Here is a 26,450-nt window from a genome sequence, read left to right as displayed (position 1 = left end):
TCAAATCTCGTGAGCTCAGACATCACCGGAACCGCTGCCTGGCAGAAATTGCGTGATCATCACGCACAAATTCAGTCCGTCCATCTTCGAGAACTCTTCGAGAAGGACCCGGCACGCGGGCAGGAGCTCACCGTCACGGCCGGCGACCTGTACATCGACTACAGCAAGCACCGCATCGACCGCGACACCCTCGGGCTGCTCCTCGAACTGGCGCGCAGTGCCGACCTGGAGGCACGCCGGGACGCGATGTTCGCGGGCGAGCACATCAACACCTCCGAGGACCGCGCCGTCCTCCACACGGCGCTGAGGCTGCCCGCCGACGCGTCTCTCGTCGTCGACGGGCAGGACGTCGTGGCCGACGTCCACGAGGTCCTCGACCGCATGGGCGACTTCACCGATCGGGTGCGCTCCGGTGAATGGCGCGGCGCGACGGGCGAGCGAATCAAGACCGTCGTCAACATCGGTATCGGCGGATCGGATCTGGGTCCGGTGATGGTGTACCGCGCGCTGCGGCACTACGCCGACGCGGGCATCAGCGTCCGGTTCATCTCCAACGTCGACCCCGCCGACCTGGTGCGCAGCCTGCAGGGCCTCGACCCGGCCACCACCCTGTTCATCGTGGCGTCCAAGACGTTCTCGACGCTCGAGACGCTCACCAACGCCACCGCCGCGCGGCGGTGGCTGCTGGGCGGTCTCGGCCTCGGAAACGAGGCGGTCGCAAAGCATTTCGTCGCCGTCTCGACGCACGCCGATCGGGTGGCGGAGTTCGGAATCGACACGGCCAACATGTTCGGATTCTGGGATTGGGTGGGTGGCCGGTACTCGGTCGATTCCGCCATCGGGCTGTCGGTGATGGCGGCGATCGGCAAGGAGCGGTTCGCGGAGTTCCTCGCCGGCTTCCACGCCGTGGACGAACACTTCCGGACGGCGCCGCTCGAGGAGAACGCGCCGGTCCTGCTCGGCCTGATCGGCCTCTGGTACTCGAACTTCTTCGGCGCCGAATCCCGTGCCGTACTGCCGTATTCCAACGACCTCGTGCGGTTCGCGGCCTACCTGCAGCAGTTGACGATGGAATCGAACGGCAAGTCGGTGCGTGCCGACGGTACGCCCGTCCCCACGTCCACCGGTGAGATCTTCTGGGGCGAACCCGGCACCAACGGGCAGCACGCCTTTTACCAGCTCCTGCACCAGGGCACGCGGCTCGTCCCGTCCGATTTCATCGGTTTCGGCGAACCCACCGACGACCTGCCCACGGCGGACGGCACCGGCAGCATGCACGACCTGCTGATGAGCAACTTCTTCGCCCAGACGAAGGTCCTGGCGTTCGGCAAGACGGCCGAGGAGATCGCGGCCGAGGGAACGCCCGAACATCTGGTGCCGCACAAGGTCATGCCCGGCAACCGGCCGTCCACCACGATCCTCGCGCCCAAGCTCACCCCGTCGGTGATCGGACAGCTCATCGCCCTGTACGAGCACCAGGTGTTCGTCGAGGGCGTCGTGTGGGGCATCGACTCGTTCGACCAGTGGGGTGTCGAGCTCGGCAAGACGCAGGCCGTCGAGTTGCAGCCGGTGCTCACCGCGGCGGAAGAACCGGCCGCGCAAAGCGATTCGTCGACGGACAGCCTGGTGCGCTGGTACCGCCGTCAGCGCGGACGGGCCTGATTCACCAGCTCTCGGTGGTGTAGACCCGGCCCGAACGATCCACCAGCCGGGCGCGCAATTCGTGCTGTTCGATCCAGCGGATCGCACCGATGCCGCGGGCGAGGGCAGCGACGCTGGCCGCGTATGCCCAGAGCGCGTCGTCGGCGATCACCGACACGGTCTCCCACTCGGTGGCGGTGGGTGGTTCGGCAGCCGGGGGCGCGAAGGCCGTCGCCATCGCCGTCCCGTTCACCAGTTCGACCTCGCCGTCGCCGGGCACCGGGATCTGCCAACCGCCGGCGGGACAGTGCCCGGCCGTCGCGACGACGTCGCCGATACGCACGGCGGCCCCGCACTCGAGTTGCCGGGCCACCAGTTCCGCCGCCCGGTCCACCGTGTCGGCCTTGGCGGTGTCGGTGATGTCGAACGAGGCGCCCCACGGCGCGAACACGACGTCGTCGTCGATCTGGACGTCGAGGAAGCTGGGTGCCGGGTGCACGGTGGGGATCAGGTCCTCGTCGGGGGATTCGGTGGCGAGCGGGTTCACCACCCCGTCGGTCATCCGGGCGGCCCAGAGCGCCGACCGCAGCAGTGCGGACATCCGCCGGCTGACCTTCACCGGCGCGCCCTGCGAGAGGTTGACGGCGTGGATCTCGGCGTCGCCGCGGTGGATGTCGCAGACCGATTCGGTCTCGTCGATGACGGCCGCGATCAGCGCTGCAGCCTCGGGTAGGGCGGCGCCTTCGGTGACGTCGACTTCCACGACGGAACCCCACACCTTCCATTTCTCGACGCTAACCATGGCGTTCTCCGTGTGCGGTCCGTACAGCGCTGCACTTCCAGTATGCGCCGGCTGTCCAGAGGTCGGCGTCCTGCGCCCACCTCGACCGGTCGTACACTTCGCTGGTGAGCGCCCGATTGAGCGTCGTCGACGAGATGTTCCTGCGCACCCATCGGGGGTGGGGAACGCCGATCGTGATGCAGGGACTGTGGCGTACCGACGGGGAGGTGAACGCCTCGACCCTCGATGCCCTGAGCGCAGACTTCGCCCGCGGACCGCTGGGCAAACGGGTGGTGCGTCCGCGGATTCCCGGCGCGCGGCCCCGGTTCGAGCCGAGTATCGACGCCTTTCCCGTCGAGGACGCGGAGATCGAGGCCGGGGCGGTCCTCGCGTGGGCCGACGAGCAGGGCTCGTTGTCGGTGGACCCCGAGCGGGGTCCCGCCTGGCGTCTGGCGTGCGCACGACCGGCCGGCGGGGGCACGGTGCTGTCGCTGGTGTGTTCGCACGTGATCGCGGATGCGCGCGGACTGGCGGCCGCCATCGCGGCGGCGCTGCAGGGACTGCCCCCATCGGATCCGGGAGGTGCGGAAGGCGCTGTCGCGGACATGTGGGACGCCACCCGGCTCGCCCGCCGCGTGACCGAGGGAACCGCGCGTGCGGTCGCCGGTCTCGTGGTGAGCGGGGCCCGTCGCGGGGAACTCCGGCGCTTCCTGCACGTGAGCGGCAAAGCGTCCCCCGGCACACTTTGCCACTCACCTGTGTCGGCGGTGCTGGACGTGGACGCCGAGCGGTGGGACGCCGCCGCGGAGCAGGCAGGCGGAAGGCCGAACAGCCTGTTCCTGGCCGTGGTGGCCGAGTTGGCGCGGCGGGACGGCGAAACCCGCCCGCTCACGATCAGTGTGCCGATGGACCTGCGGGGCGCGGCCACCTCGTCGGGTACCGCGAACTCCGTCGCCATGGTCGAGGTGAACGTCCACCCGCAGGACACCGTCGCGGATGTGCGGGCCGCGAGCCGCGCGGCGTTCTCCGCGCCCGCGATGACGAGCCCGGCCGGGTTCCCGGAGGAAATGCTGCAACTGGTCCCCGACCGGGTGGCGCACGCCCTCACGGGCAACCCCGGCGAACGGGACGTGCTGTGTTCGAACATCGGACCGCTACCCGAGGCCCTCGTCTCGATCGGCGGTCACCGCGCCACCGGCATCGCCACCCGGGCCATGCATCCGGGTGTCGTGACCAGCCGCACCCGGCTGTCCGCCTATCTCAGCCGATTCGGCGGCAGCTACACCCTCGCGCTCGAGTCGCTGGACAGTCCGGACCGCGCGGAACTCCGGGAGCGGGCGACGACCGTCCTCGCCCGGCACGGTCTCGATGCCCGCGGCTGGTGAGTCAGGACTCGGACGCGGGTTCGGCGTAGGGCAGACGCGCCGACTGCGGATCGCCGTAGGTGATCGCCCGCTCCCGGCGCGTTCGCGACGCCAGCGTGACGGCCCAGTTGAGCAGGGTGCCGAGCCGGTTGCGGTACCCGGCGAGAAACGCGATGTGGATGGCGCCCCACGACACCCAGCCCAGGAACCCGGACATCCGGATCGGGCCCGCCTGGAGCAGCGCGTGCCTGCGGGCGATGTACGCCGCGCTCCCCAGGTCGCGGTACTTGAAGGGTTTGCGGTCGGGCGTTCCCCCCGCGACTGTGCGGGCGATGCACCCACCGACGTGCCTGCCGCCCTGCATCGCGACCTCGGCCACGCCGGGGAGGTCGTTCAGCGACATCAGGTCGCCGATCACCCAGACGTTGGGGTGTCCGGGCACGGTGAGGTCGGGTTCGACGGCGATGCGCCCGCCTTGAATCTGCTTCACGCCCAGTGCATTCGCGAGAGCTTCCGCGAACGGCACGGCCTCGACGCCTGCGGTCCAGAGGATCGTGCGAGCCCCGTAGCGCTTCTTGGTGCGCGCGGCGTTCTTGGCCGTCGTCTCGATGCTGGTCTCGCAGACGTCGGTGACGTGCACACCGAGGTGCGTTTCGACGCCGATCTTGTCGAGGGTCCGCTGCGCCGCCGCGGACAGTTTCCGATTGAACGACGGGAGAACGCGGTCGCCGCCGTGGAACAGCAGGACCCGGGCCTCGCAGGGGTCGATGGACTGGAACTCGTGGGCGAGAGCGTGCACGGCGAGTTCCCGGATCTGGCCCGCCAGCTCGACCCCGGTGGGCCCACCGCCTGCGACGGCGAAGGTCAGCCACGGCCTGCGTTCCTCCGCAGTGGGCAGCGATTCGGCCATCTCGAAGGCGCAGATCAGCTTCCGGCGAATGGCGAGCGCGTCGTCGAGGGTCTTCATCCCCGGCGCCCATTGGATGTACTCGTCGTGCCCGTGGTACGTCTGTCGCATGCCCGCCGCGACGATCAGGTAGTCGTAGGGCAGGTCGAACGTGGATCCGTCGAAGCGACTGGCGGTCAGGACCCTGCTGACGGCGTCGATCGCGTGCGCCTCCCCGAGGGCGACGTGCACGTTGCGGTTGCCGCGCAGCAGGTGCCGCAGCGGGCTGCTGATCTCGCCCTCGGACAGCAACCCCGTCGCGCATTGGTAGAGCAGCGGCTGGAAGAGGTGGCTGGTTCCCCGGTCGAGCAGGGTGACGTCCACGTCGACGTCGCGGAGCCGCCGGGCGGCGTGGATTCCGCCGAACCCTCCCCCGACGATGACGACACGCGGCCTCGAACGCTGCAGGCCGAGGGACGAGGATTCCTGGGCGGTCGTCATAGGTCAGTCCTACACGAACCGGGATGTCCATGCATGAGGAAGGAATCTCAATGCGAGGTCGATTCCTCGCCATGTGATTCCGGGCAGAGCAGCGCGGTTCGTCTCCTTCTCGATGGCCGCGACCATCGCATCGACGCCGTCGTCGAGGGTGGCCGTCATCTTGGCACTGTCGCCGGCCCTGCCCGACATGTCGGTGGCGATGTACCCGGGCAGCAGCGTGGTCACCACGATCGGGCTCTTCGCCAGCTCCGCGGTGAGCGCCTCACCTAGGGCCGACACTCCCGCCTTGCTCGCCGAGTACGCCGCCTTCGGGCCGGGCAGACCACGATCGGCACTGATCGAGGACACGAGCACCAGGTGCCCGGCGTTCTGTTCGCGGAAGATGCCGAGCGCCGCCTCGCACTGCGACAGGGCACCGACGAAGTTGGTGCGGGCGGTGGCGAGATTGGCGTCGGCCCGGCCCGTTCCGATCCGGGCCCCTTTGCCGAGTCCGGCGTTGACGACGACGCGGTCGAGCCCGCCCAGCTCGTCGCGCAGTTCGCCGAAGACCCGGATCACCGCGTCGTGGTCGGTGACGTCGAGTTCACGGACGGCGACGGTGATCCCGGGATGCGCCGCCCGCAACTCGTCACGCACGGACTCGAGCCGCTCGACGCGTCGCGCACACAGCGCGAGGTCTCGTCCCTGGGCGGCAAACCGGCGAGCCATCTCCTCGCCGAGTCCCGAGCTGGCACCGGTGATCAGAATCTTCTGCCGCGTCATTCCGCCACACTATCTACCCGCGGGTAACAACGCGAGAGGCCCGCCGGAACCTCTGACATCCAGCACCGACCGGCTTACGGTTACAGGTATGACTGACTCTGGGAGCGGCGCGGAAGAGTTCGATGTCATCGTGATCGGAGGCGGCCCCGCCGGTGAGAACGCGGCGAGTTACGCCATCGCGGGCAGCGACCGCACCGCGGCGCTGATCGAACACGAACTCGTCGGCGGGGAATGCTCGTACTGGGCGTGCATGCCCAGCAAGGCACTGTTGCGTCCCGGTGAGGTCCTCGGGGCGGCGCGCAACATGCCCGGAGTGTCGGCCGGGCCGCTCGACGTGGACGCCGTGCTGGCGCGACGCGACTCGTTCACCAGCAACCACGACGACTCCTCGCAGGTGATGTGGGCCGACTCGCAGGGAATCGACGTCATCCGCGGATCGGCACGCATCACCGGGGACCGCACGGTGACGGTCGGCGATTCCCGTCAGCTGCGCGCCCGGCACGCCGTCGTGGTCGCCACCGGGACGACCGCCGCGGTCCCCGACACCCCCGGCCTGCGGGCGTCGTTGCCGTGGATCTCGCGGGACGCCACCAACCTGAGAGAGATTCCGCGCCGGGTCGCCGTGATCGGCGGCGGCGTCGTGGCATGTGAGAGCGCGACGTGGCTACTGGACCTCGGCGTCGAGGAACTGACGATGGTGGTGCGCGGCCGGGCGCTGCTCCCCAAGAACGAGCCGTTCGCCGGTGAGCGGGTGGCCCGCTCGCTGGAGAAGAAGGGTGCGCGGATCCTGTTCGGCGCGGACCTTCGCGGCGTCGAGCGAGCCGACGCCCGGGACACGGGGATCGGCCGCATCCACGGTGGTCCGGTGACGCTGGACGTGGCGGGACAGGATCCGCTCGTCGTCGACGAAGTCGTCGTCGCGACCGGGCGCACTCCGGCCACGTCGGCGCTCGGCCTCGACGCGCGACTGCTGAACTCCCACGGATTCCTCACCACGGACGACCACCTGACGACGGCGGACGAATGGTTGTACGCCGTCGGCGACGCCAACGGCCGCGCGTTGCTCACTCATATGGGCAAGTACCAGGCCCGCGTCTGCGGCGACGTGATCGCCGCCCGCGCCGAGGGCAGGCCGCTGGAGGGGGCCCGGTTCCGGGCGACCGCCGACCACGGCCAGGTTCCCCAGGTGGTGTTCGCCGACCCGGAGGTCTCGGCCGTCGGGATCACCGAGAAGGAGGCACGCGACGCCGGCGTGGACGTGGAGACCGTCGAGGTCGACATCGCCGTCGCCGGCTCGTCACTGGCGCGCGACGATTTCAGTGGTCACGCCAAGCTCGTGATCGACCGGGCCACCGACACCCTGGTCGGGGCGACGTTCGCGGGCACGGACGTCGGCGAGCTCATCCATGCCGCCACCATCGCGCTGGTCGGGAAGGTGCCGCTGGACACGCTGTGGCACGCGGTCCCGTCGTACCCGACCGTGAGCGAGGTGTGGCTGCGGCTGCTGGAGGCGCGGAGCTGAGCCGTGTGGAGCGCCGCCGGCGGACCTGAACGCCCTCTCAGGTGATCTCCGTATAGTTTCGGACATGGCGTCTGACACTCTCACGACCGACCCGCTGGTGAGGACGACCGCAGGGGTGGTCCGCGGCCGGCGCGTCGGCGACCTGGTCGCGTGGCGGGGAATTCCCTACGCGGCGCCCCCGGTCGGGCCGCTGCGGTTTCGCGCACCCCAGCCGGTCACGCCGTGGTCCGGCGAGCTCGATGCCACCGAATTCGGCGACGCCGCCGTGCAGCACAAGAAGTTCACCGCACTCCGTCCGGGCAAGTATCAGCCGTCCAGCGAGAATTGCTTGACTCTCAACGTGCTGGCCACGCCCGGCACATCCGGGGCGCGCCCGGTGATGGTGTTCATCCACGGCGGCGCGTACACGCTGGGCATGTCGGCCACCGCGCTCTACGGCGGACAGTCGCTGGTCCGCCGCGGCGACATCGTGTACGTGTCGATCAACTACCGCCTCGGATCGCTCGGATACCTCGACTTCACCCAATTCTCCACCCCCGAAAGACCTTTCGACTCCAACCTCGGACTCCGAGACCAGGTCGCCGCACTCGAATGGGTGCAACGCAACATCGCCGAATTCGGCGGCGACCCCGACAACGTCACCGTCTTCGGCGAATCCGCGGGCGCCAACGCCGTCACCACACTCATGACCACCCCCGCCGCGAAAGGACTGTTCGCACGGGCGATCTCGGAGAGTTCCGCCCCCGGCCTCGTCACCACCGCCGACCGCGCCGCCCGGTGGGCATCCGACTACGTGACGCTGCTCGGGGCTGAACCGGACACCGCCGCAGAGGCCCTCGCCTCGTCACCGGTCGGCGCACTGGGCCGGGCCGGAAATCGTCTCGGCGCGAAGGTGCTGTCGGAGACGCCGGGACTGCACCCGTTCGGACCCGTGATCGACGGCGACTTCCTGCCGAAGCCTCCGCTCGACGCGTTCGCCGACGGCTCGGCGCACCGGGTTCCGCTGATCATCGGTACCAACGCCCGCGAGGGCACCCTGTTCCCGAAACTCCTCGACGCGCTGCCGACCGACCCCGACCGGATCGGGCGGATGTTCGCACTCACCGACCCCGGCGCCGAGGCCCGCGTCACCGCCGCGTATCCCGGCTACCCGGCGCCGGACGCGGCCACCGACCTGGGCGGCGATCTCACGTTCTGGAAGCCGTCGATCGAACTGGCCGAGGCCCACTGCGCGTTCGCCCCCACCTTCAGCTATCGTTTCGACTTCGCTCCGCGCGCCATGAAATGGCTCGGACTGGACGCCACACACGGATTCGAGTTGTTCGCGGTGTTCGACATCGCCGACACCCTGATCGGCCGCGGCCTCACCCTGCCGGGTGGTCGTCGCGGACTCAAGGACGTGACGGACACCGTACAGCGACACTGGCTGCACTTCGCCTCGCAGGGAACACCGTTGGCGTCGTGGCCGAAGTACGACACCGACAGGAGGGCAACACTCGTGTTCGACACCGTCACCACCGTCCAGGACGATCCGCGCCGGGAGCGCAGGCTGGCCTGGCAGGGGTACCGGGGCTATTACGGGCAGGGCCTGTGAGCGCTCTCGAGGTCCACACCGAAGCCGGCGCCGTCGGAGGACGCCGGATCGACGACCTGACCGCATGGCGTGGGATTCCCTACGCCGCTCCCCCGGTCGGGCCGCTGCGGTTGCGGGCCCCGCAACCGGTCGCACCGTGGTCGGGGGTCCGGCGGGCCTTCCACTTCGGGTCCCCCGCCCCGCAGGGTGACGAGACCGACGAGGACTGTCTCACCCTCAACGTGCTCGCACCCGGGTCCACATCCGAGTCGCCGCGACCCGTGATGGTGTTCATCCACGGCGGCGCCTACTCCGGGGGGACCTCGTCCTCGTCGCTCTACAGCGGCGAATCGCTGGTCCGCCGCGGCGACATCGTGTACGTGTCGATCAACTACCGCCTCGGATCGCTCGGATACCTCGACTTCACCCAATTCTCCACCCCCGAACGACCTTTCGACTCCAACCTCGGACTCCGCGACCAGGTCGCCGCACTCGAATGGGTGCAGCGCAACATCGCCGAATTCGGCGGCGACCCCGACAACGTCACCGTCTTCGGCGAATCCGCGGGCGCCAACGCCGTCACCACACTCATGACCACCCCCGCCGCGAAAGGCCTGTTCGCGCAGGCCATCGCGGAGAGCCCACCGGTGGCGTCCGCGTACCACCCCGAGCGGGCCGCGCGGTGGTCGCGCGAATTCCTCGAGATCGCCGGGGTCCCGCTCTCCGAGGCCGCGACGTGGCTCGAGACCGCCGACCCCGCCGGCTTCGTCGAAGCGGGGACGACACTGGCGCGCCGGGGCGCCGATGAAGAACCGGGAACCCGCGCGTTCGCGCCCGTTGTCGACGGCTTCTTCCTTCCCACGCATCCGCTCGACTGCTTCGCGTCCGGTTCCGGGCACCCGGTTCCGCTGATCATCGGCACGAACCGTCACGAGGGCAGGGTCTTTCCCCGGTTCCTGAACATTCTGCCCACCGATCCCACCCGGATCGACAAGATGTTCTCGCACGTGGACGCGTCGGTGAAGGAACGGGCCATCGCCGCCTACCCCGGTTATCCCGGGAGGCGTGCGGCCGCGGACCTCGGCGGCGACGTGACGTTCTGGGAACCGTCCGTCCTGTGCGCGCAGGGTCACACGACCGTCGCACCGACCTACAGTTACCGGTACGACTTCGCACCCCGGTTGCTTCACATCCTCGGATTGGGCGCCACTCACGCGACGGAGATGTACGCGGTGTTCGGGCTGACCGGGCCGTGGGCGCGGCTGCTCACCGCGTTCGGGGGCCGCCGCGGGTTGCTGGCCGTCACCGACACCGTTCAGTCGCACTGGCTGCATTTCGCCCGGCACGGGACCCCGGCACCCGGATGGCCCCGGTACTCGCCGGAGCGCCGCGAGACGCTCATCATCGACGCCACGAGCCGGGTGGAGAACGATCCGCTCGGTGAGCGTCGACGCGCCTGGCTGGGGTACGAGCACCGACGCTAGCCGGCGGCAGTCGCGGGCGGATTCGCGGTGTTTTCGTTCCATGGTGCGACCCTCCCGGTTGCCCTAGTCTCGTAGAGACCTGCATTCGGGAGGCGAGAATGACCGAGTCGAACGATCTCGCAGGCCGCACCATGGTGGTCACCGGTGCCACCTCGGGGCTCGGCCTGGAGACCTGCCGCCAACTCGCACGCCGCGGGGCCACCGTCGTTCTGGTCGGCCGGGACCAGGACAAGATCGACGCGGTGATCGCCGAACTGTCCGAGAACACCGACCGCGACCGGCTGAACTCGGCGCTCGCCGACCTGTCCTCGCTCGACCGTGCGCGCAGGCTGTCCGAGGAACTGCTGCACCGGTTCCCGCGGATCGATGTGCTGGTGAACAACGCGGGCATCGACGTGGGGCATCGTCAACTGACGGTGGACGGCGTCGAAGAGATGTTCGCCGTGAACTACCTCGCGCCGTTCGTGCTGGCGACGTCGCTGGCTCCGGCGATGGCGCAGGCGTCGACCGCCGACGCCGCCGGTTACCGGCATCCGGCGCGCATCGTCGACGTCAGCTCGTCGGGACATCGCGGCGGGCACCTCGACTTCGACGACCTCGACGGCACGAAGGACACGTTCCACGGCCAGCGTGCGTACAACAACTCCAAACTCGCCCTGACCCTGTTCACCCGCGAGTTGGCGCGCCGGTCCGATCCTGCGAGGCTGGTCGTCAATTGCGCCGACCCCGGGTTCGTCCGCGGCACCTCCCTCGGGCGGGGTCTGTTCGGCTACCAGGTGGTGGGGACACTCCTGACCCCGTTCGCGTCGGACGTCGCGAAGGCAGCGGACACGGTGGTCTGGACCGCCACCGCGACGGAGAGCGGTAAGTTCACCGGCGAATACGTCAAGGGCTGCAAGGTTGTTCAGCCGAGCAAAGACGCACGTGACGCCGAACTCGCCGCGCGGTTGTGGGACGCCACCGAGGCACTGCTCGCCGACCGCGGTGCGGCCCGCCGCTGACGCCGGTCAGTTCGGATCCTCGAAGAGCGACAGCACGTTGCCGTGCGGGTCCCGGAACCACGCGACGCGGATGCCGTCCGGGGCGCGCCAGGCGGCGTGCTCGTCCTGATCCATGCCCGGGTACTCGGTGAACTCGATGCCCTTGCTGCGCAGTGTTTCGACGACCTTGTTCAGGTCGCCGACCTTCCACCCCAGCACCGTGTACCCGGTGTCGGCCTTCGCCTGCACCAGCGTGACCCGGAGCAGGGAGCCGTTGCAATCGAGGGCCAACGCGAACTCGTCCCGTGAGACGAGCGTCAGCCCCAGGGTCTCCACGTAGAACATCTCCGAGACGTCCAGATCGGTGCTGGCCACGAAACTCACGAGCTCACCCTGAAAACTCATGAATCAACTGTGCCCCGCGCACCCGCGGGCAGGCAAGAGCGCGGGCTCACCGACGGCGGTATCCCGTGACCCGGGGCACACGGACCGAGGGTCGCAAGTTAACGTCGATTCGACAGGTTGTCTCGTACCGGAATGAGGAACTCGCGTGTCTGCTCCAGTTACAGAGAAGAAGGGCCCCCTCGCGGGCATTCGCGTCGTCGAATTCGCAGGCCTCGGACCGGGCCCGCACGCCGCCGCCCTCCTGGCCGATCTCGGCGCCGACGTGGTGTGCGTCCAGCGTCCCGGAGTGATCCCGCCGGACGGCCCGTACGACCAGATCCAGCGGGGTCGTCGCGTCGTGGAGGCCAATCTGAAGGACCCCGAGCAGGTGGAGAAGGTTCTCGGTCTGATCGAGCGCGCGGACGTCGTGATCGAGGGCTTCCGCCCCGGTGTCACCGAGCGTATGGGCCTGGGCCCGGACGTCTGCCTCGGGCGCAACGAGCGACTCGTGTACGGACGGATGACGGGCTGGGGCCAGGAGGGTCCGCTGGCCAGCGCGGCCGGGCACGACATCAACTACATCTCGCTGACCGGGGTCCTGCACGCCATCGGCCGCAAGGGTGAGCGTCCCGTGCCGCCGCTGAACATGGTCGGCGACTTCGGCGGCGGTTCGATGTTCCTGATCTTCGGGATCCTGTCGGCGCTGGTGGAGCGCCAAACGTCCGGCAAGGGCCAGGTCGTCGATGCGGCCATGGTCGACGGCGCGCTGGCCCTGTCGCACATGATGTGGGCGTTCCGCGGCCGCGGCGTCTGGTCCGACGAGCGGGGTGTCAACCTGCTCGACACCGGCGCGCCGTTCTACGACACCTACGAGACGTCCGACGGCAAGTACATGGCCGTCGGCTCGATCGAGCCGCAGTTCTACGCTCTGCTGTTGCAGGGCCTCGAACTCGACCCCGCCGAACTCCCGCAGCAGATGGACATCTCGGCGTGGCCGCAGATGAAGAAGGTCTTCGCCGAGAAGTTCCTGTCGAAGACCCGCGACGAGTGGGCGGCCATCTTCCTCGGCACCGATGCCTGCGTGTCGCCCGTGCTGACGTTCGCGGAGGCGCCGTCCAACGAGCACATCGCCGCCCGCGGATCGCTGATCGACCTCGACGGCGTCACGCAGCACGCCCCGGCGCCGCGGTTCTCGCGCACCCCGGCCGGCGCACCCACCCCGCCTGCCCGCGAGGGCGTCGACATCGACACCGTCTGGACCTGACCCCCACGTGAGTGGCGATGCGTGTTCCGGCACGCTTCGCCACTCACGTGCTCAGACGACGAGGGACGGTTCCGTGAGCTCTCGGTCGACGGCCAGCGTCTCGTACGCTGCCGCGACGCAGTCGACACCGCGACGCAGTTCGTCGGACGTCCGCGCGTACGGGAGCCGGACGAACCGCTCGAACGCGCCCTCCACCCCGAACCGCGGTCCCGCCGCCAGCAGCACCCCGAAGTTGGGGGCCGTCGCGGCCAGCGCCGTCGACACCGGTGCGGGCATGCGCAGCCACAGCGACATTCCCCCCGAACCGATGGTCGGGACCCAGTCCGGCAGGCGGTCGGCGAGAGCGTCGAGCATCGCGCCCCGCTGTTCCCGCAGTTCCGCCCGGCGCCGGGCGAGGACGAGTTCGTCGTCGGAGAGCAGATGTGCCGCCGCGAGCTGGTCCATCACCGGCGTGCCCAGATCGACCGCGGCCCGCGCCCCGGCAAGCCGGGTGATCAGCGCCGGATCGGCGCGAATCCAGCCGACGCGCAGCCCGCCCCAGAACGACTTCGCCGCCGACCCGATCGTCACGACCTCCGACTTCGCGGCGCCCCTGCCGTGCGCCGCGACCGGCCCCGGTGATGGTTCGTCCAGCCACAGGTCGACCATGGTCTCGTCCACCACCAGGGTCATGCGGGTGTCGCGCGCGATCCGCGCCAGTTCGGCCCGCCCGGACGCGTCGAGGCACAGTCCGGTGGGGTTGTGGAAGTCCGGGATCAGGTACGCCATCCGGGCCGCGGTCTGCCGGGCGGCGCTGCGGATTCCGTCGAGATCCCACGCCCCGGAGGCCCCGCCTTCCGGACGGACGGGAACCGGGACCGGACGCGCACCGACCCTGCGGATCGCCTCCAGCGCGTTGGGGTACGTGGGGTGCTCGACCAGCACCCGCTCCCCCGGCGCAGTGAGCACGTTGAGGAGCAGCCGCAGCGCATGCTGAGCGCCGGAGGTGACCATGATCTGCTCGGGCGAGGTCTCCAGCCCGCGCGCCCGGTAACGCGCCGCGATGACGTCCCGCAACGCGCCGATCCCCACCGGCTCCATCCCGTGAGTGGGCAGGAATTGCGGAAGCGATTGCAACGCATAGGAGTAGGCCTGCTCGACCGCTTCCGCGGGCGCGGCCATCGCGGCGTAGCTGAGGTCGACCACCGAGCTGTCGGAACCGGGCTGGTGTGCCCGGAACATCAGCCCGTTCTGCCGTGCCCCCAGCGGCAGCGCGACGGTGCTGCGCGACCCCTGACGGCTGATGAGATACCCCTCGTCCCGGAGCACCGAATACGACGACGTGATCGTGGTCCGGCTCAACTCCAGCATCGACGCCAGTTCGCGCTCGCTCGGCAACGCGACCCCCAGCGGGATGCGGCCGTCGTGCACGAGTAACCGGATCCCGTCGGCCAGCGCCCGGTAGGCGGGCCGCGCCGCCGACCGGCGGCCGCTGTCGTCTTGCCAGTTACCGAGATCCCTGGCCAGGGAGCGTGCACCGAGTACGCGAGTCATCATGCAGTCCAGTATCAACCTCTTGGCTATTCAACTCAAAGCCAGTTCTGGCGAAGCTCGAATCCATGACGACACTGATCACCCTCGCATGCATGGCCCTCCTGGCCGCAGCGGTCGCGCACTACGACCCCAAAGAGGGAGGTACGGGCTTGTTTCGCCTGGAGCAGTTCCGCATCGGCGCCCCACTCGGTGGGATCTTTCCCGACCAGTCGAGCAGTCCAGAAGATCCGCACTGGCCTTCTTCAGACGATCAGCGCACCGGCGGCGGCAGCAGTTGACTGAACAGCACCGTCCCGGCCGCGTCGAGGAGGTCCACCCGCAACTCCGACGTCTGCCCGTCGATGAACACCTCACCGAAGTGCTGGTATCCGTCGAGCGGCGACGAGTTGGGTGCGGGCGGCGCGTGCACGAACACGGCCTCGGGGCCGAACGTGGCGTCGAGGTCGTTGGGACCGAAGCCGCCCGCGTTGAGTGGACCGGAGACGAACTCCCAGAACTCGTCGAAATCCTTGTATGCGGCGCGGTCGGGCGAGTACCGGTGCGCGGCGGTGTAGTGCACGTCCGCGGTGAGCCACACCGTCCCGGTGATCCGTCCCGCCTTGATCGCCGACAGCACCTGGGCGATCTCGGATTCCCGGCCCGACGGCTGACCGGGCTCCCCGTTCGCGACGCCCTCGAACGCGGTGTCGCCGTCCGGGACCACAACGCCGAGCGGGAGGTCGTTGGCGATGATCTTCCACGTCGCCGTCGACGCACCGAGTTCCCGGATCAGCCAGTCCTTCTGGGCCGCACCGAGAATCTGCCCGGCCGCACCGGTGTTGACCCCGTTCGCGTCCTTGTAGGTGCGCATGTCGAGGACGAACACGTCGAGCAGTGGGCCGTACCCGATCTTGCGGTACACGCGACCGTCGACCCCGTCGGCCGGCTCCACCGGCAGCCACTCGTGGTACGCCTGGAATGCCCTCTGCGCCAGCACGTCCACGCTCTTCTCCGTGTACGCGTCGAGGTCGAGGACCTCACCGGGGTACCAGTTGTTGACGGTCTCGTGATCGTCCCACTGAACGATCTGCGCCACAGAGGAATTGAACCTGCGGTAGTTGTCGTCGGTGAGGTTGTACGCGTACTGGCCGCGGTACTGGTCCAACGTCTGCGCGACCGCGCTCTTCGCCTCGCTGACCGTGTTCCGCCACACGCGTCCGTCCGGCAGCGTGACGGACTCCTTCAGCGGACCGTCGGCGTACACGACGTCGCCCGAGTGCAGGAACAGGTGCGGGTCGCGCGCCGCCATCGTGTCGAAGATCCGCATTCCTCCGACGTCCGGGTTGATGCCGTATCCCTGACCCGCCGTATCCCCGGACCACTGCAACCGGACGTCGCCTGCGGCGCTCGGAGCGGTACGGAAGACACCCGTCACCGCCTCCGAGGTGGCGCCGTCGTCACCTTCGAGGGTCACCCGGTAGTGCACCTTCTGCCCGGCGGGTAGTCCGGTCACACGCAGCCGTCCGGTGCCGTCCGTGTCCGGGGTGAGCAGTCCACCCTCGAATCGCACCGGGTCGGTGAAGGACTCGGTGGCCGAGGTCTCCACGATCATCGTGGCGGGACGGTCGGACCTCGCCCAGACGAGCGCACCGTCGGCCCGCACGTCCCCGGTCGCGACACCATGCGTCAGGGTGGGTCGTTCACGGACCAGCGCCGGACCCGTGCTGCCGGAGTCGGAGCACGCGGCAGCGGGCACGGCCAGCAACCCGAGTGCGGTGGAGCGGAGCAGGGTACGGCGGGACAGATACACGAAAACATCTCCTCGGTCGGCGAGCTTCGAGGATGTCCAACCGTGGTCAACGGAAGGTGAACGTCAGATGTGGGAGGCATACTGGATTGGTGACCACAGGAATCGCCCTGTTCGACACGGCCCTCGGCACCTGCGCCATCGCATGGCGGGCCGCCGGGATCGTGGGTGTGCAATTGCCCGAAGGTTCACCCGAATCCACCCGGCAGCGTCTCGAACACTGCTTCCCGGATGCGGTGGAGCACCAGCCGCCTGCACCGGTCCAGCGGGCCATCGACGGGATACGCGAACATCTGGGCGGCGCACTCGACGATCTGCGGTGGATCGACCTCGACTTCGAGGGAGTCCCCGAATTCGACTGCACCGTCTACGACATCGCACGCGCGATCGACCCGGGCACCACACTCACCTACGGCGACATCGCGGCGGAACTCGGCAAGCCGGGGGCCGCGCAGGCCGTCGGTCAGGCCCTCGGCCGCAACCCGCTGCCGATCGTGATCCCGTGCCATCGCGTCCTCGCCGCAGGCGGGCAGGTGGGCGGCTTCTCCGCCGGCGGCGGCACCCTCACCAAGCGCGAGCTGCTGGCCCTCGAACACACTCCGGGTTTCGACGACCCGGTGCTGTTCTGATCAGAGGCTGCGGGTCGTCGACGAGTTCACGCGCCAGCGCCGCGGCCGCCGCCATCCTGTCGCCGTCGGGAACCCGGAGGGTCCGGACGACCCGCTGATCGACCCCGGTCACCCCGGCGCATCCCAGCACGAACGCCTGCCCGCCGGCGACGATCGCCCGCCCCACGGCGTGAACGAACGCGTCGACCGTCGACCGCGGGTCGCCCTCGAACACCCAGACACCGAGATCCGTCGACACCACCGCCACACACCTGCCGGCGTCCGACGAGTCGTACCCGAATGCCTCCAGGACGGCGGCCGCTGCATGGAAGCTGTCGTACCACCGGCCGGCCGGTGCCCGGGTACTCGCTTCGACAGTCCTGATCATCGGCTCGAATGTATCGCGGATCGCCGAATGTCGCATCGGTTCAATTCACCTGAACCGATGTCACATTCGGCGACGGGCGAGCAGGCTACCGCACCACGTCGCGGCGGACGATGGTCTCGTCGCGGCCGGGGCCGACGCCGATGCAGGAGATGTACGCTCCCGACAACTCCTCGAGGCGCAGGACGTAATTCTGCGCATTCTTCGGAAGTTCCTCGAACGTCCGGGCGTGGGAGATGTCCTCCCACCAGCCGGGCATTTCCTCGTAGATCGGCTTGGCGTGATGAACGTCGGTCTGCGACATGGGCATCTCGTCGTACCGCACGCCGTCGACGTCGTAGCCGACGCAGATCGGGATGGTGTCGAGGCTGCTGAGCACGTCGAGCTTGGTGAGGAAGTAGTCGGTGATGCCGTTGACACGCGTTGCGTAGCGGGCGATCACGGCGTCGAACCATCCGGTGCGACGGGCACGGCCGGTGGTGACACCCACCTCGCCACCGGTCTTGGCGAGGTATTCGCCGTTCTGGTCGAAGAGTTCGGTCGGGAACGGGCCCGAGCCGACGCGGGTGGTGTACGCCTTGAGGATGCCCAGCACCGTCGTGATCTTGGTGGGTCCGATGCCCGAACCGACCGCTGCGCCACCGGACGTCGGGTTGGACGACGTCACGTACGGGTAGGTGCCGTGGTCGACGTCGAGGAGCGTGCCCTGCGAACCCTCCAGCAGCACCGTCTCACCGCGCTCGAGTGCCTCGTTGAGCTGCAGGCGCGTGTCCGCGATGCGGTGCTTGAAACCGTCGGCCTGCTCGAGCACCTCGTCGACGACCTGCTGCGGGTCGAGGGCCTTGCGGTTGTAGATCTTGACGAGCACCTGGTTCTTGAACTCGAGTGCCGCCTCGACCTTCTGGGTGAGGATCTTCTCGTCCAGCACGTCCTGCACGCGGACGCCGACACGCGCGAGTTTGTCCTGGTAGCAGGGCCCGATGCCGCGGCCGGTGGTGCCGATCTTCTTGGCCCCGAGGAAGCGTTCGGTGACCTTGTCGATGGCCACGTGGTACGGCATGATCAGGTGCGCATCGGCCGAGAGCAGCAGGCGGCTGGTGTCCACGCCCCGCTCGTCGAGTCCGGCGAGTTCGGTGAGCAGCACTCCCGGGTCCACCACGACACCGTTGCCGATGACGTTCGTGACGCCCGGAGTGAGGATTCCGGACGGGATCAGATGGAGAGCGAACTTGTCGCCGTTCGGAAGAACCACTGTGTGTCCGGCGTTGTTACCGCCCTGGTAGCGCACCACCCACTGCAGGCGTCCGCCCAGTAGATCGGTAGCTTTGCCCTTGCCCTCGTCGCCCCACTGGGCGCCGATCAGGACGATTGCCGGCATGACGTTGTCTCCTACGGTCGACGTACAGTCGTATCCGACTGCGTGGTCCTGCCGTTCGTAGGCAGTGGCCGGGGGAACAGTCTAGCCGAGGGCACGGAGAACAGACCCCGCAGTACGGCTGGGGAGGCCATCTCGGGCGTGCCACTAGGATGATCCGAAAGGGAAGCTGCGGAAATCGCGGCGGGACATCCGGGCGAGGAGTGGCGTTGACCCCCGTAGTGCTCATTTGCGGCGACGTGCCGCTTCCCCTGCCTCTGGGCTCCATTTCGACCTCGAGCGCACCTGCCGTCCCGGACAAGGACGACTTCGACGAGGTCTTCTCCAAACTTCAGGTCGTCGTGGATCCGCGACTGATCGTGGTGGGCAGCGACGCCGCCTTCGCGGCCACCCTGACCCGGTTGATGCGCACCGATCGCCTGCACATCGAACTCGCGTACGTCGCGGAGCATCGTTCGGAGGCGACCGATGCCTACCACCTGTCCTCCGGTGCCCGCGGCGCCCGCACCGCGCTGAAGGGGACGGCCAGGCCGGTCCCCCTCATCCGCGACGACGCGGGGATCGCGCTCGTCGGGTGCGCCACCGTCACGGGTCCGGACGGGGGTCCGCTCGTCGGCGAGGCCTACGTCGACGACACCCGGCTGTTCTCGGGGACGACGCCGAGCATGAACGTCGCCCCGACCCCACGGATGCCCGGTCTGCGGGCGTCGGTCGAGCCTCGCAGGCGCTGGCTGCCCCGCCGCTGGGTCGAGGGTCGCGCCGTGCAACTCGGGTCGCCCGCGGCGGCGCTGAACCGGGACGGCGTGCCGAACCCGCGCGAGGTCAAGCGTTCGACGTTCTACCGGCACGATCAAGAGTGGTTGCTGGTCCGATGAGCCTGCCCAGGGCGCGGACCACCGCGGTCCGTCCCAGCCCGGTGTTCCTTCTGGTCGTCGCTGTCGCGGTCGCCGGCGGCGTTCTCGCGTGGCGCGCCGAACTGGAGTCGGTGCTCGGCCACGTCGGGGTGTTCCTGCTGGTGGTCGCGGGATGGGTGGTGACGCTCTGCCTGCACGAGTTCGCGCACGCGTACACCGCGCGGCGGCACGGCGACACCGACGTCGAGGTACGCGGCTACCTGACGCTCAACCCGTTGAAGTACAGCCACCCGCTGCTGTCGATCGGTCTGCCGGTGCTGTTCATTGCGCTCGGCGGGATCGGGCTGCCCGGCGGCGCCGTGTACCTGCGCACCGGACTGTTCTCGCCGAAGGTGCAGGCGCGGGTGTCGCTCGCCGGACCCGCCGTGAACCTGGTGTCCGCGATCGTCCTGCTCGCCGTGATCCGCTGGTTCGGGCTGGGCGGCGACCACCAGGTGTTCTGGACGGGACTGAGCTTTCTCGCGTTCCTGCAGGTGATGGCCACCGTACTCAATCTCCTGCCGGTCCCCGGACTCGACGGGTACGCCGCGCTCGAACCGTTCCTCCCGCCGCGCACCCGCAGGTCCGTCGACCAGTTCAAGCCGTACGGCCTCCTGATCCTCGTGGCGCTGCTGTTCGTGCCGTCGATCAACGTGGTGTTCTTCGACGTCATCTACCGGCTGTTCGAACTGTCCGGGGTGCCGGAGATCTACGCGCAGTACGGCAACTACCTGATGCGCTTCTGGCTCTGACCCGTGAGTACTTGTCAACCGCCCGCGGTTGACAAGTACTCACGGGCGGGACCGGCGCGCATCCTCTTCGGTGAAGTTGGGGGTCAGCCGCAGTTCCGCCAACGGCACCTCGCGGTCGGGGCTGCGGACCTCGACGCGCACGGCTTCGCCGGTTGCATCGTCCCGCATCCCGATCGGCGCACCGTGCTTGCCCTGGAGGTACTTGTCGCCCCACTGCATCAGCGCGAGCACGGCGGGCAGGAGGTCGCGCCCCTTCTCGGTGAGCACGTATTCGTAGCGGGTGCGCTGCCCGGGCTCCTTGTAGGGTTGCCGCTCGAACAGGCCCTCGGCCGTCAGTTCACGCAGCCGGGACGCCGCCACGGCCTCGGTGATGCCGACCCGTTTCGCGAAGTCGTCGAATCGCGTGGTGCCGTAGTAGGCCTCGCGCAGGATCAGGACGGCCGAACGCGTGCCGATCACGTCCATCGCCTTGCCGATGGAGCAGTGCGTCGCCCGCCAGGTGTCGCGATCTGCCAGAAAGCCGTCCAACCGTGCCGCGTCCATACACCTCAGCATAGCTGACTTTCAAATTCCATAGTCAGCAGCTACAACTTCCAGGACAGGTGCGACAGCCCGCTGGCGTCGAGTTCGAGCCCACGCGGAGTCGACACCAGCCGCAGCAGCACCTCCTGACACCCCGGGCACCGCACGACGACACCGGGCGCACGCGTATAGACGTGCACGGCCGCCATCGGCCCGTCGAGACCGCAGAACCGGCACTGTCCGGTCGCCGCGGTGAGGTCGTGAACGAAGATCTCCGCGAACGGCCCGCCGAGAACGTTCCCGTCCTCGAAGTCGTTGCCCTGCAACGTACTCATCGACAATTCCTTCCTCCGGTCACGGCCCCGAGGGACCGAACCGCTCGGTCTTGATGTCGTCCGGCGAGTGCCCGAGCGAGAGCAGCAGGCGAGCCGCCTCCTCGACGAATCCGGTGGGCCCGCACACGAAGCAGCGCGGCGCGAAGTCCGCGGGCCATCCCCACGCCGCGAGATCGGCGGCAGTGATCCGACCGGCCGGGCGCCGCGGCGAGTCCTCGCGGGTGTGGAGAACGAACGTCTCGACTCCCCCGTCGCCGCTCCCGGGCCTGTTCAGCTCGTCCGCGAACAATTCGTCGGCCCGCGTCCGGAGGGAGTACACGAGCCGGAACGGCGTGCGGTCGTGGCGGAACCGGCGCTCGCGAATCATCGACATCAGTGGCACGATCCCCGACCCACCCGCGACGAGGAGCACCGGCGCGCCGCCACCCTCGCGCGGCGACCACACGAACCAGCCACCGATCGGTCCGCGCACCTCGATCAGACTGCCCGGGGCGAACACGTCGGTGAGATACGGAGACACCTCGCCGTCCGCCACCCGCTGGACGACCAACTGCAGTCGCCACCCGTCCGGTGAACGCTCGGCCGGCGACGCCAGCGAGTAGCTCCGTTCGGTGGTGTATCCGTCGGGACCGGTCAGGCGGAGATCGACGTGCTGCCCGGCGCGATGCCCAGGCCAGTCCGGGACCTCGAGGACCAGGGCCCGCGCGCTCGCCGTCTCGGGCCACGACTCGACGAGTTCCGCCACTCGCCAGCTGAGCACGGCGCGGCCCAGAAGTTCACTGGTCACCCTGGTACCTCTGCTCCCGCCACGGGTCGCCGCGATCGTGGTACCCGAGTTGTTCCCAGAATCCAGGGACGTCCTGGGTGACGAGCTGGATCGTCCGAACCCACTTCGCGGACTTCCACAGGTAGAGATGGGGCACGAGCAGGCGAGCCGGACCCCCGTGCACCGGCGCGAGTGGCGCGCCCTCGTAAGTGTGCACGATCCACGCCTTGCCGCCGAGGATGTCGGAGACGGGAAGGTTGGTGGTGTAGCCGCCGTCGCAGCCGACGAGGACGAATCCTGCGGACGTCTCGACGCCCGCGAACAGGGTGTCGAGGGAGACGCCCTTCCACGAGGTTCCGAACTTCGACCATCGCGTGACGCAGTGGAGGTCGACCGTCGGCCGATCCTGCGGGAGCTTCGTGAATTCGGCCCACGACCACTCGTGGCGCCGGCCGGTCTCGTCCGTCACGGTCAACGTCCACGTCTCGGTCGGGACGCGGGGCGTCGGTCCTGCCGAGAGGACCGGGAAATCGCCGACCTCGTACTGCCCGGGCGGAAGTGAGTGCTCGCTGCGAGGTCTGCCGTGGAAGCCGGGGGTCAGAACAGCCATGCCTCACGTTAGGACCGCCGCGGGGGTCTTCGCAGCGCAAACCGTCGATCCGAGGCGTCGGTCACACCTGACTTTCCTTCGCCATAGTCAGGTGTAGCCTGCTGACTATGGCCCTCAATAGTCAGGTGCGTGAGGAAGTGCGGCTCGGCCCGCTCCTCACCGTCCTCTCCGGCGCGTCGTTCGTCGCCAGCCTCGATCTGTTCGTCGTCAACGTCGCGTTCGGCGACATCGCGGCGAGCTATCCCGGGTACAGCCTCGGCGACCTCAGCTGGGTGCTGGGCGGCTACGCGATCGTGTTCGCCGCCCTCCTGGTTCCGCTCGGACGCTGGGCCGACCGCGTCGGCCGCCGGCGCGGATTCCTTCTCGGGTTGGCGCTGTTCACCGCGGCCAGCGCGGCATGCGCGCTGAGCCCCTCGCTGTGGCTGCTCGTCGCCTTCCGACTGCTCCAGGCCGTAGGTGCGGCCGCCCTGACCCCAGCCAGCCTGGGACTGCTCATCAGCACGGTCCCCGAAGCCAGACGTGCGGGCGCGGTCCGGATCTGGGCCGCGTCAGGCGCCGCGGCTGCGGCCTTCGGACCCGTGGTGGGTGGCCTGCTCGTCGAGGCGTCGTGGCGCTGGGCCTTCCTGATCAACGTCCCCATCGGAATCGCGTTCCTGATCGCCACCGTCCGGTTGGTCCCCGACTTCCGCCCGGCCGCCCGCGACGCGGACCTCGACCTGTTCGGAGCTGCGCTACTGACCGTCGGTATCGGCGCCCTCGCACTCGGACTGGTCCAGGGACCCGACTGGGGTTGGGGCGACCCCCGAATCGCGCTCGCCTTCACCGTCGCTGCCGTGTCCGTCGCACTGTTCTGGTGGAGCAACAGCCGACAGCGTGAGCCGCTCATCGAACCCGCCATGCTGAAGGTGCGCACGTTCGCCTGGTCGAACGTGACCGCGCTCGCGTTCAGTGCCGCCTTCGCGGCCGGCCTGCTCGCGAACATCCTGTGGCTGCAGCAGGTGTGGGGCTACTCCGCGCTGCTGACGGGTCTCGCGATCGCGCCGGGCCCGTTGATGGTGCCGGTGTTCGCGGTGGTCGGCCAGTTCCTGTCCCGCACGTTCTCGGCCGCAGCGGTCACCGCGGCGGGCAGTGCCCTGTGGGCGGCCGGTGCCGTGCTCGTTCTCTCGTCCGTCGGGAGGGAACCACAGTATGCGTCGGAACTGCTGCCCGGCTGGATGATCGCCGGTGTCGGGGTCGGACTGGCGTTGCCGACGATCCTGTCGTCCGCCACCGCCGGACTACCGCAGTCGCGCTCGGCCACCGGTAGCGCCGTCGTCACCATGAGTCGTCAGATCGGAACCGTGCTGGGTGTGAGCATGCTGGTCGCAATCCTCGGTACGACCACCGGTTACGCAGACACCCACTCCGCGTTCCAACTCGCCTGGTCGGCGGTGGCCGCGGCGGCCGTCGTCGCCGCACTCGCCGCCACACGGATGAATCCACCCCGTGAGTACTTGTCAACCGCCCGCGGTTGACAAGTACTCACAGCACCGAAAGGAACGATCATGAGAGACGCCGTCATCGTCGAGGCCGTCCGCACGCCGATCGGTAAGGGTAAGCCCTCGGGCGCCCTGCACGGAGTGCACCCCGTCGACCTTCTCGCCCACAGCCTGTCGACCCTCGTCGAACGCACGGGAATCGATCCCGCACTGATCGACGACGTCATCGGCGGCACCGTCACCCAGGTCGGGGACCAGAGCCAGAACATCACCCGCAGCGCGCTTCTGGCCGCCGGATTCCCCGAATCCGTACCCGGAACGACCGTCGACCGGCAGTGCGGCAGCAGCCAGCAGGCCGTGCACTTCGCAGCGCAGGGCGTGATGTCGGGTGCCTACGACATCGTCGTCGCCGCCGGTGTCGAATCGATGGGCCGAGTTCCGATGGGGTCCAGCAGCATCGGACGCGAAACGATGGGTGTGGGCTTCGAGCGCCGCTACCCCGACGGCCTCGTCCCGCAGGGCATCAGCGCCGAACTCATCGCCGCCCGGTGGGGACTGTCCCGCACCCAGCTCGACGAGTTCGCCCTGCGCAGCCACCAGAAGGCTGCGGCCGCAACGAGTGCCGGGAACTTCGCGAAGGAACTCGCCGTCCTGCCGGAGCTGAGCGTCGACGAGGCCCTCCGGCCGGACACGACGCTCGACGCGCTCGCCGGCCTGCGACCGGCGTTCCGCAGCGACTTCTACGAAGAGCGGTTCCCCCAGATCGACTGGTCGATCACCGCGGGCAACAGCAGTCCCCTGTCCGACGGAAGTGCGGCGCTGATGATCACCACGAGTGAGATCGCGGGACGCCTGGGACTGCGGCCGCTGGCCCGGCTCCACAGCTTCGCCGTCGCCGGCGACGACCCGCTGATGATGCTCACCGCCGTCATTCCCGCGACACGCAAGGTGCTGCAGCGCAGCGGACTCGACATCTCCGACATCGATCTGTTCGAGGTCAACGAGGCGTTCGCGTCGGTGGTCCTGGCCTGGGCGGCAGACACCGGAGCCGACCTGGACCGCGTCAACGTGCACGGCGGTGCGATCGCACTCGGACATCCACTGGGGGCCAGTGGCGCCCGCATCATGACCACGCTGGTGAACGCGATGGAGCAGCGCGGGGCCCGGTTCGGGCTGCAGACCATGTGCGAGGCCGGCGGACTCGCCAATGCCACGGTGCTCGAACGACTCGTGTGACGCGGCAGTAGTCCACCTCAGCCGTTCCGGCGGGCGATCGCGTCTCCCACCGCACGCAGCGATTCTCGCAACGAGTGCGGCTCGAGCACCTCGACTCCCCCGCCGAGAACGGTCAACTGGTCGAGCGCCACGTCCTCGGCCTCGAGTACCAGGTCTACGGTCACCCAGCCGTCGCCGTCCGGCGGTCCGGGTTCGACCCGTGCGGCCTCCACACCGACCACTCGGGGCAGCCGTTGCCACGACGCGGGCGAGAGCCGCACCCGGCACCGGAATCGCAGGAGCGCACGATCGAATTCGGCCACCGACGCCGTCCACCACGCACCCAGATCGAAGTTGTCGGGCCGCACCGACGCTTGTTTCAGCACGGTCGCGTCACTGATCCGCGACACGCGATACGACAGCGTCCGTCCGCGATGCTGCGCAACGAGATACCAGACACCGGCCTTCGCCACCAACCCCAGAGGGTCGAGAGTTCGTGCTGCCGAACGGCTCCCCTTGCGGTAGCGGATGCCGAGACGCCGGCCCTCGAGCACCGAGGACGCCACCACCGGGAGCTCGCCGTTGTCGCGTGGCCCGTCGAACCAACCGGGGGCGTCGACGTAGAGCCGATCCCGCCACAGCTGAGCCCCTGCGCGCAACGGGACCGGCAACGCCCCCAACAGCTTCGACTGCGCTGCAGCGGCGACGTCGCGAAGACCGAGATCGTCGGCGATCGACGGGACGCCGAGCAACATCAACGCGGACGTCTCCGCGCCCGTCATGCCACCGAGTTTCGACTGCCAGCCGTCGAGCAACCGGATTCCGCCACCGGGTCCGCTCTCCGTCCACAACGGCACACCGGCCGCCGACAACGCCGTGACGTCGCGATACACGGTGCGGACCGAGACCCCGAGTTCGTCCGCGAGTTGCTGCGCGGTGGCCCCGCGACTGCCCTCCAGACGGAGCATCACCTCGACCAGCCGACTCGAACGCATTCTCCGATCCTAGTGAAAATCACCGACAGTAGATGTCAGGGATAGGAGAGCACAC

General features: G+C 68.9%; 26 protein-coding genes. 13 read left to right on the top strand and 13 right to left on the bottom strand.

Translation table 11 applies throughout. The features are described 5' to 3' along the window. Window positions 1-9: 9 nt before the first annotated feature. The gene (gene pgi / locus RHA1_RS27160) at window positions 10-1,662 is read left to right on the top strand and encodes a glucose-6-phosphate isomerase (RefSeq protein WP_011597733.1); all 1,653 of its coding nucleotides are present in this window, start codon (window positions 10-12) and stop codon (window positions 1,660-1,662) included. 1 nt (window position 1,663) lies between these two features. Here the strand turns inward: pgi and RHA1_RS27155 are convergent, their stop codons facing one another. Then, window positions 1,664-2,443, bottom strand: a complete 780-nt coding sequence (locus RHA1_RS27155) for an FAD:protein FMN transferase (protein ID WP_009478830.1) — start codon at window positions 2,441-2,443, stop codon at window positions 1,664-1,666. A gap of 104 nt (window positions 2,444-2,547) precedes the next feature. Between RHA1_RS27155 and RHA1_RS27150 the strand changes: the two genes are divergently transcribed. Next, window positions 2,548-3,807 carry a hypothetical protein gene (locus RHA1_RS27150; protein WP_011597731.1) on the top strand — a complete coding sequence of 420 codons (1,260 nt, stop codon included), beginning with the start codon at window positions 2,548-2,550 and terminating at the stop codon, window positions 3,805-3,807. 1 nt (window position 3,808) lies between these two features. On the opposite strand, the gene RHA1_RS27145 is transcribed toward RHA1_RS27150, so the two are convergent. Next, the gene (locus RHA1_RS27145) at window positions 3,809-5,173 is read right to left on the bottom strand and encodes an NAD(P)/FAD-dependent oxidoreductase (protein ID WP_009478828.1); all 1,365 of its coding nucleotides are present in this window, start codon (window positions 5,171-5,173) and stop codon (window positions 3,809-3,811) included. Window positions 5,174-5,182: 9 nt separating this feature from the next. Beyond that, complete coding sequence (locus tag RHA1_RS27140; protein ID WP_009478827.1) at window positions 5,183-5,935, bottom strand: SDR family oxidoreductase; 753 nt, start codon at window positions 5,933-5,935, stop codon at window positions 5,183-5,185. 88 nt (window positions 5,936-6,023) lie between these two features. Here RHA1_RS27140 and RHA1_RS27135 point away from each other — a divergent pair, with 88 nt between their 5' ends. The 4 genes from RHA1_RS27135 to RHA1_RS27120 all read left to right on the top strand — a co-directional run bounded on the left by RHA1_RS27135 (window position 6,024) and on the right by RHA1_RS27120 (window position 11,515). Next, a complete protein-coding gene (locus RHA1_RS27135) occupies window positions 6,024-7,457 on the top strand; it encodes a dihydrolipoyl dehydrogenase family protein (RefSeq protein WP_011597730.1) in 1,434 nt (477 codons plus the stop codon). 64 nt (window positions 7,458-7,521) lie between these two features. Beyond that, entirely contained in the window at window positions 7,522-9,051 is a 1,530-nt protein-coding gene (locus RHA1_RS27130) for a carboxylesterase/lipase family protein (RefSeq protein ID WP_011597729.1), read from the top strand. Further along, entirely contained in the window at window positions 9,048-10,514 is a 1,467-nt protein-coding gene (locus tag RHA1_RS27125; protein ID WP_011597728.1) for a carboxylesterase/lipase family protein, read from the top strand. Before RHA1_RS27130 ends, RHA1_RS27125 begins: the two co-directional genes overlap by 4 nt. Before the next feature lie 98 nt (window positions 10,515-10,612). Then, entirely contained in the window at window positions 10,613-11,515 is a 903-nt protein-coding gene (locus RHA1_RS27120; RefSeq protein WP_011597727.1) for an SDR family oxidoreductase, read from the top strand. A 6-nt stretch (window positions 11,516-11,521) separates the two neighbouring features. On the opposite strand, the gene RHA1_RS27115 is transcribed toward RHA1_RS27120, so the two are convergent. Beyond that, window positions 11,522-11,899 carry a VOC family protein gene (locus tag RHA1_RS27115; RefSeq protein WP_009478824.1) on the bottom strand — a complete coding sequence of 126 codons (378 nt, stop codon included), beginning with the start codon at window positions 11,897-11,899 and terminating at the stop codon, window positions 11,522-11,524. A 145-nt stretch (window positions 11,900-12,044) separates the two neighbouring features. Here RHA1_RS27115 and RHA1_RS27110 point away from each other — a divergent pair, with 145 nt between their 5' ends. Then, the gene (locus RHA1_RS27110; protein ID WP_009478823.1) at window positions 12,045-13,142 is read left to right on the top strand and encodes a CaiB/BaiF CoA transferase family protein; all 1,098 of its coding nucleotides are present in this window, start codon (window positions 12,045-12,047) and stop codon (window positions 13,140-13,142) included. Window positions 13,143-13,193: 51 nt separating this feature from the next. Here the strand turns inward: RHA1_RS27110 and yczR are convergent, their stop codons facing one another. Further along, window positions 13,194-14,678, bottom strand: coding sequence for a MocR-like transcription factor YczR (yczR, locus tag RHA1_RS27105; protein ID WP_011597726.1), 1,485 nt, complete (start codon window positions 14,676-14,678; stop codon window positions 13,194-13,196). A 62-nt stretch (window positions 14,679-14,740) separates the two neighbouring features. Here yczR and RHA1_RS27100 point away from each other — a divergent pair, with 62 nt between their 5' ends. Continuing rightward, a complete protein-coding gene (locus tag RHA1_RS27100) occupies window positions 14,741-14,953 on the top strand; it encodes a hypothetical protein (protein WP_041812105.1) in 213 nt (70 codons plus the stop codon). On the opposite strand, the gene RHA1_RS27095 is transcribed toward RHA1_RS27100, so the two are convergent. Next, window positions 14,926-16,464, bottom strand: coding sequence for an alkaline phosphatase D family protein (locus RHA1_RS27095; RefSeq protein WP_011597724.1), 1,539 nt, complete (start codon window positions 16,462-16,464; stop codon window positions 14,926-14,928). The two genes, RHA1_RS27100 and RHA1_RS27095, sit on opposite strands and share 28 nt — an antisense overlap. Window positions 16,465-16,496: 32 nt before the next feature. Between RHA1_RS27095 and RHA1_RS27090 the strand changes: the two genes are divergently transcribed. Next, window positions 16,497-17,090 (top strand): methylated-DNA--[protein]-cysteine S-methyltransferase, encoded by a 594-nt coding sequence (locus RHA1_RS27090; protein WP_371112957.1) that lies wholly within the window; start codon window positions 16,497-16,499, stop codon window positions 17,088-17,090. Here the strand turns inward: RHA1_RS27090 and RHA1_RS27085 are convergent. After that, on the bottom strand, window positions 17,026-17,457 hold the full coding sequence (locus tag RHA1_RS27085) for a racemase (protein WP_237724131.1): 432 nt from the start codon (window positions 17,455-17,457) through the stop codon (window positions 17,026-17,028). The genes RHA1_RS27090 and RHA1_RS27085 overlap by 65 nt on opposite strands. A gap of 85 nt (window positions 17,458-17,542) precedes the next feature. Next, window positions 17,543-18,832 carry an adenylosuccinate synthase gene (locus RHA1_RS27080; RefSeq protein ID WP_005260012.1) on the bottom strand — a complete coding sequence of 430 codons (1,290 nt, stop codon included), beginning with the start codon at window positions 18,830-18,832 and terminating at the stop codon, window positions 17,543-17,545. Window positions 18,833-19,050: 218 nt separating this feature from the next. Between RHA1_RS27080 and RHA1_RS27075 the strand changes: the two genes are divergently transcribed. Together RHA1_RS27075 and RHA1_RS27070 are read left to right on the top strand one after the other, a co-directional pair. Continuing rightward, window positions 19,051-19,704, top strand: a complete 654-nt coding sequence (locus RHA1_RS27075; RefSeq protein ID WP_029539526.1) for a hypothetical protein — start codon at window positions 19,051-19,053, stop codon at window positions 19,702-19,704. Continuing rightward, window positions 19,701-20,474 (top strand): site-2 protease family protein, encoded by a 774-nt coding sequence (locus tag RHA1_RS27070; protein WP_011597722.1) that lies wholly within the window; start codon window positions 19,701-19,703, stop codon window positions 20,472-20,474. Before RHA1_RS27075 ends, RHA1_RS27070 begins: the two co-directional genes overlap by 4 nt. Before the next feature lie 39 nt (window positions 20,475-20,513). Here RHA1_RS27070 and RHA1_RS27065 read toward each other — a convergent pair whose 3' ends face one another. The 4 genes from RHA1_RS27065 to RHA1_RS27050 are packed head-to-tail and all read right to left on the bottom strand — an operon-like array spanning window position 20,514 to window position 22,707. Further along, complete coding sequence (locus RHA1_RS27065; RefSeq protein ID WP_016883536.1) at window positions 20,514-21,017, bottom strand: winged helix-turn-helix transcriptional regulator; 504 nt, start codon at window positions 21,015-21,017, stop codon at window positions 20,514-20,516. 41 nt (window positions 21,018-21,058) lie between these two features. Beyond that, the gene (locus tag RHA1_RS27060; protein WP_005238458.1) at window positions 21,059-21,331 is read right to left on the bottom strand and encodes a DUF6510 family protein; all 273 of its coding nucleotides are present in this window, start codon (window positions 21,329-21,331) and stop codon (window positions 21,059-21,061) included. A gap of 19 nt (window positions 21,332-21,350) precedes the next feature. After that, window positions 21,351-22,118, bottom strand: coding sequence for a ferredoxin reductase (locus tag RHA1_RS27055; RefSeq protein WP_011597720.1), 768 nt, complete (start codon window positions 22,116-22,118; stop codon window positions 21,351-21,353). Beyond that, window positions 22,108-22,707 (bottom strand): molybdopterin-dependent oxidoreductase, encoded by a 600-nt coding sequence (locus tag RHA1_RS27050; protein WP_011597719.1) that lies wholly within the window; start codon window positions 22,705-22,707, stop codon window positions 22,108-22,110. Before RHA1_RS27050 ends, RHA1_RS27055 begins: the two co-directional genes overlap by 11 nt. Window positions 22,708-22,814: 107 nt before the next feature. On the opposite strand from RHA1_RS27050, the gene RHA1_RS27045 reads away from it, so the two are divergent. Together RHA1_RS27045 and RHA1_RS27040 are read left to right on the top strand one after the other, a co-directional pair. After that, window positions 22,815-24,221 carry an MFS transporter gene (locus RHA1_RS27045; RefSeq protein ID WP_011597718.1) on the top strand — a complete coding sequence of 469 codons (1,407 nt, stop codon included), beginning with the start codon at window positions 22,815-22,817 and terminating at the stop codon, window positions 24,219-24,221. Window positions 24,222-24,251: 30 nt separating this feature from the next. Beyond that, window positions 24,252-25,421 carry a thiolase family protein gene (locus RHA1_RS27040; protein WP_011597717.1) on the top strand — a complete coding sequence of 390 codons (1,170 nt, stop codon included), beginning with the start codon at window positions 24,252-24,254 and terminating at the stop codon, window positions 25,419-25,421. A gap of 17 nt (window positions 25,422-25,438) precedes the next feature. On the opposite strand, the gene RHA1_RS27035 is transcribed toward RHA1_RS27040, so the two are convergent. Continuing rightward, window positions 25,439-26,395, bottom strand: coding sequence for a helix-turn-helix transcriptional regulator (locus RHA1_RS27035; protein ID WP_011597716.1), 957 nt, complete (start codon window positions 26,393-26,395; stop codon window positions 25,439-25,441). Between the last annotated feature and the right edge of the window lie 55 nt (window positions 26,396-26,450).

Source organism: Rhodococcus jostii RHA1 (assembly GCF_000014565.1).
Taxonomy (GTDB): domain Bacteria; phylum Actinomycetota; class Actinomycetes; order Mycobacteriales; family Mycobacteriaceae; genus Rhodococcus_F; species Rhodococcus_F jostii_A.
Note: the sequence above shows the minus strand (reverse complement) of the source record. Positions and strands in the feature narration are given on the sequence as shown.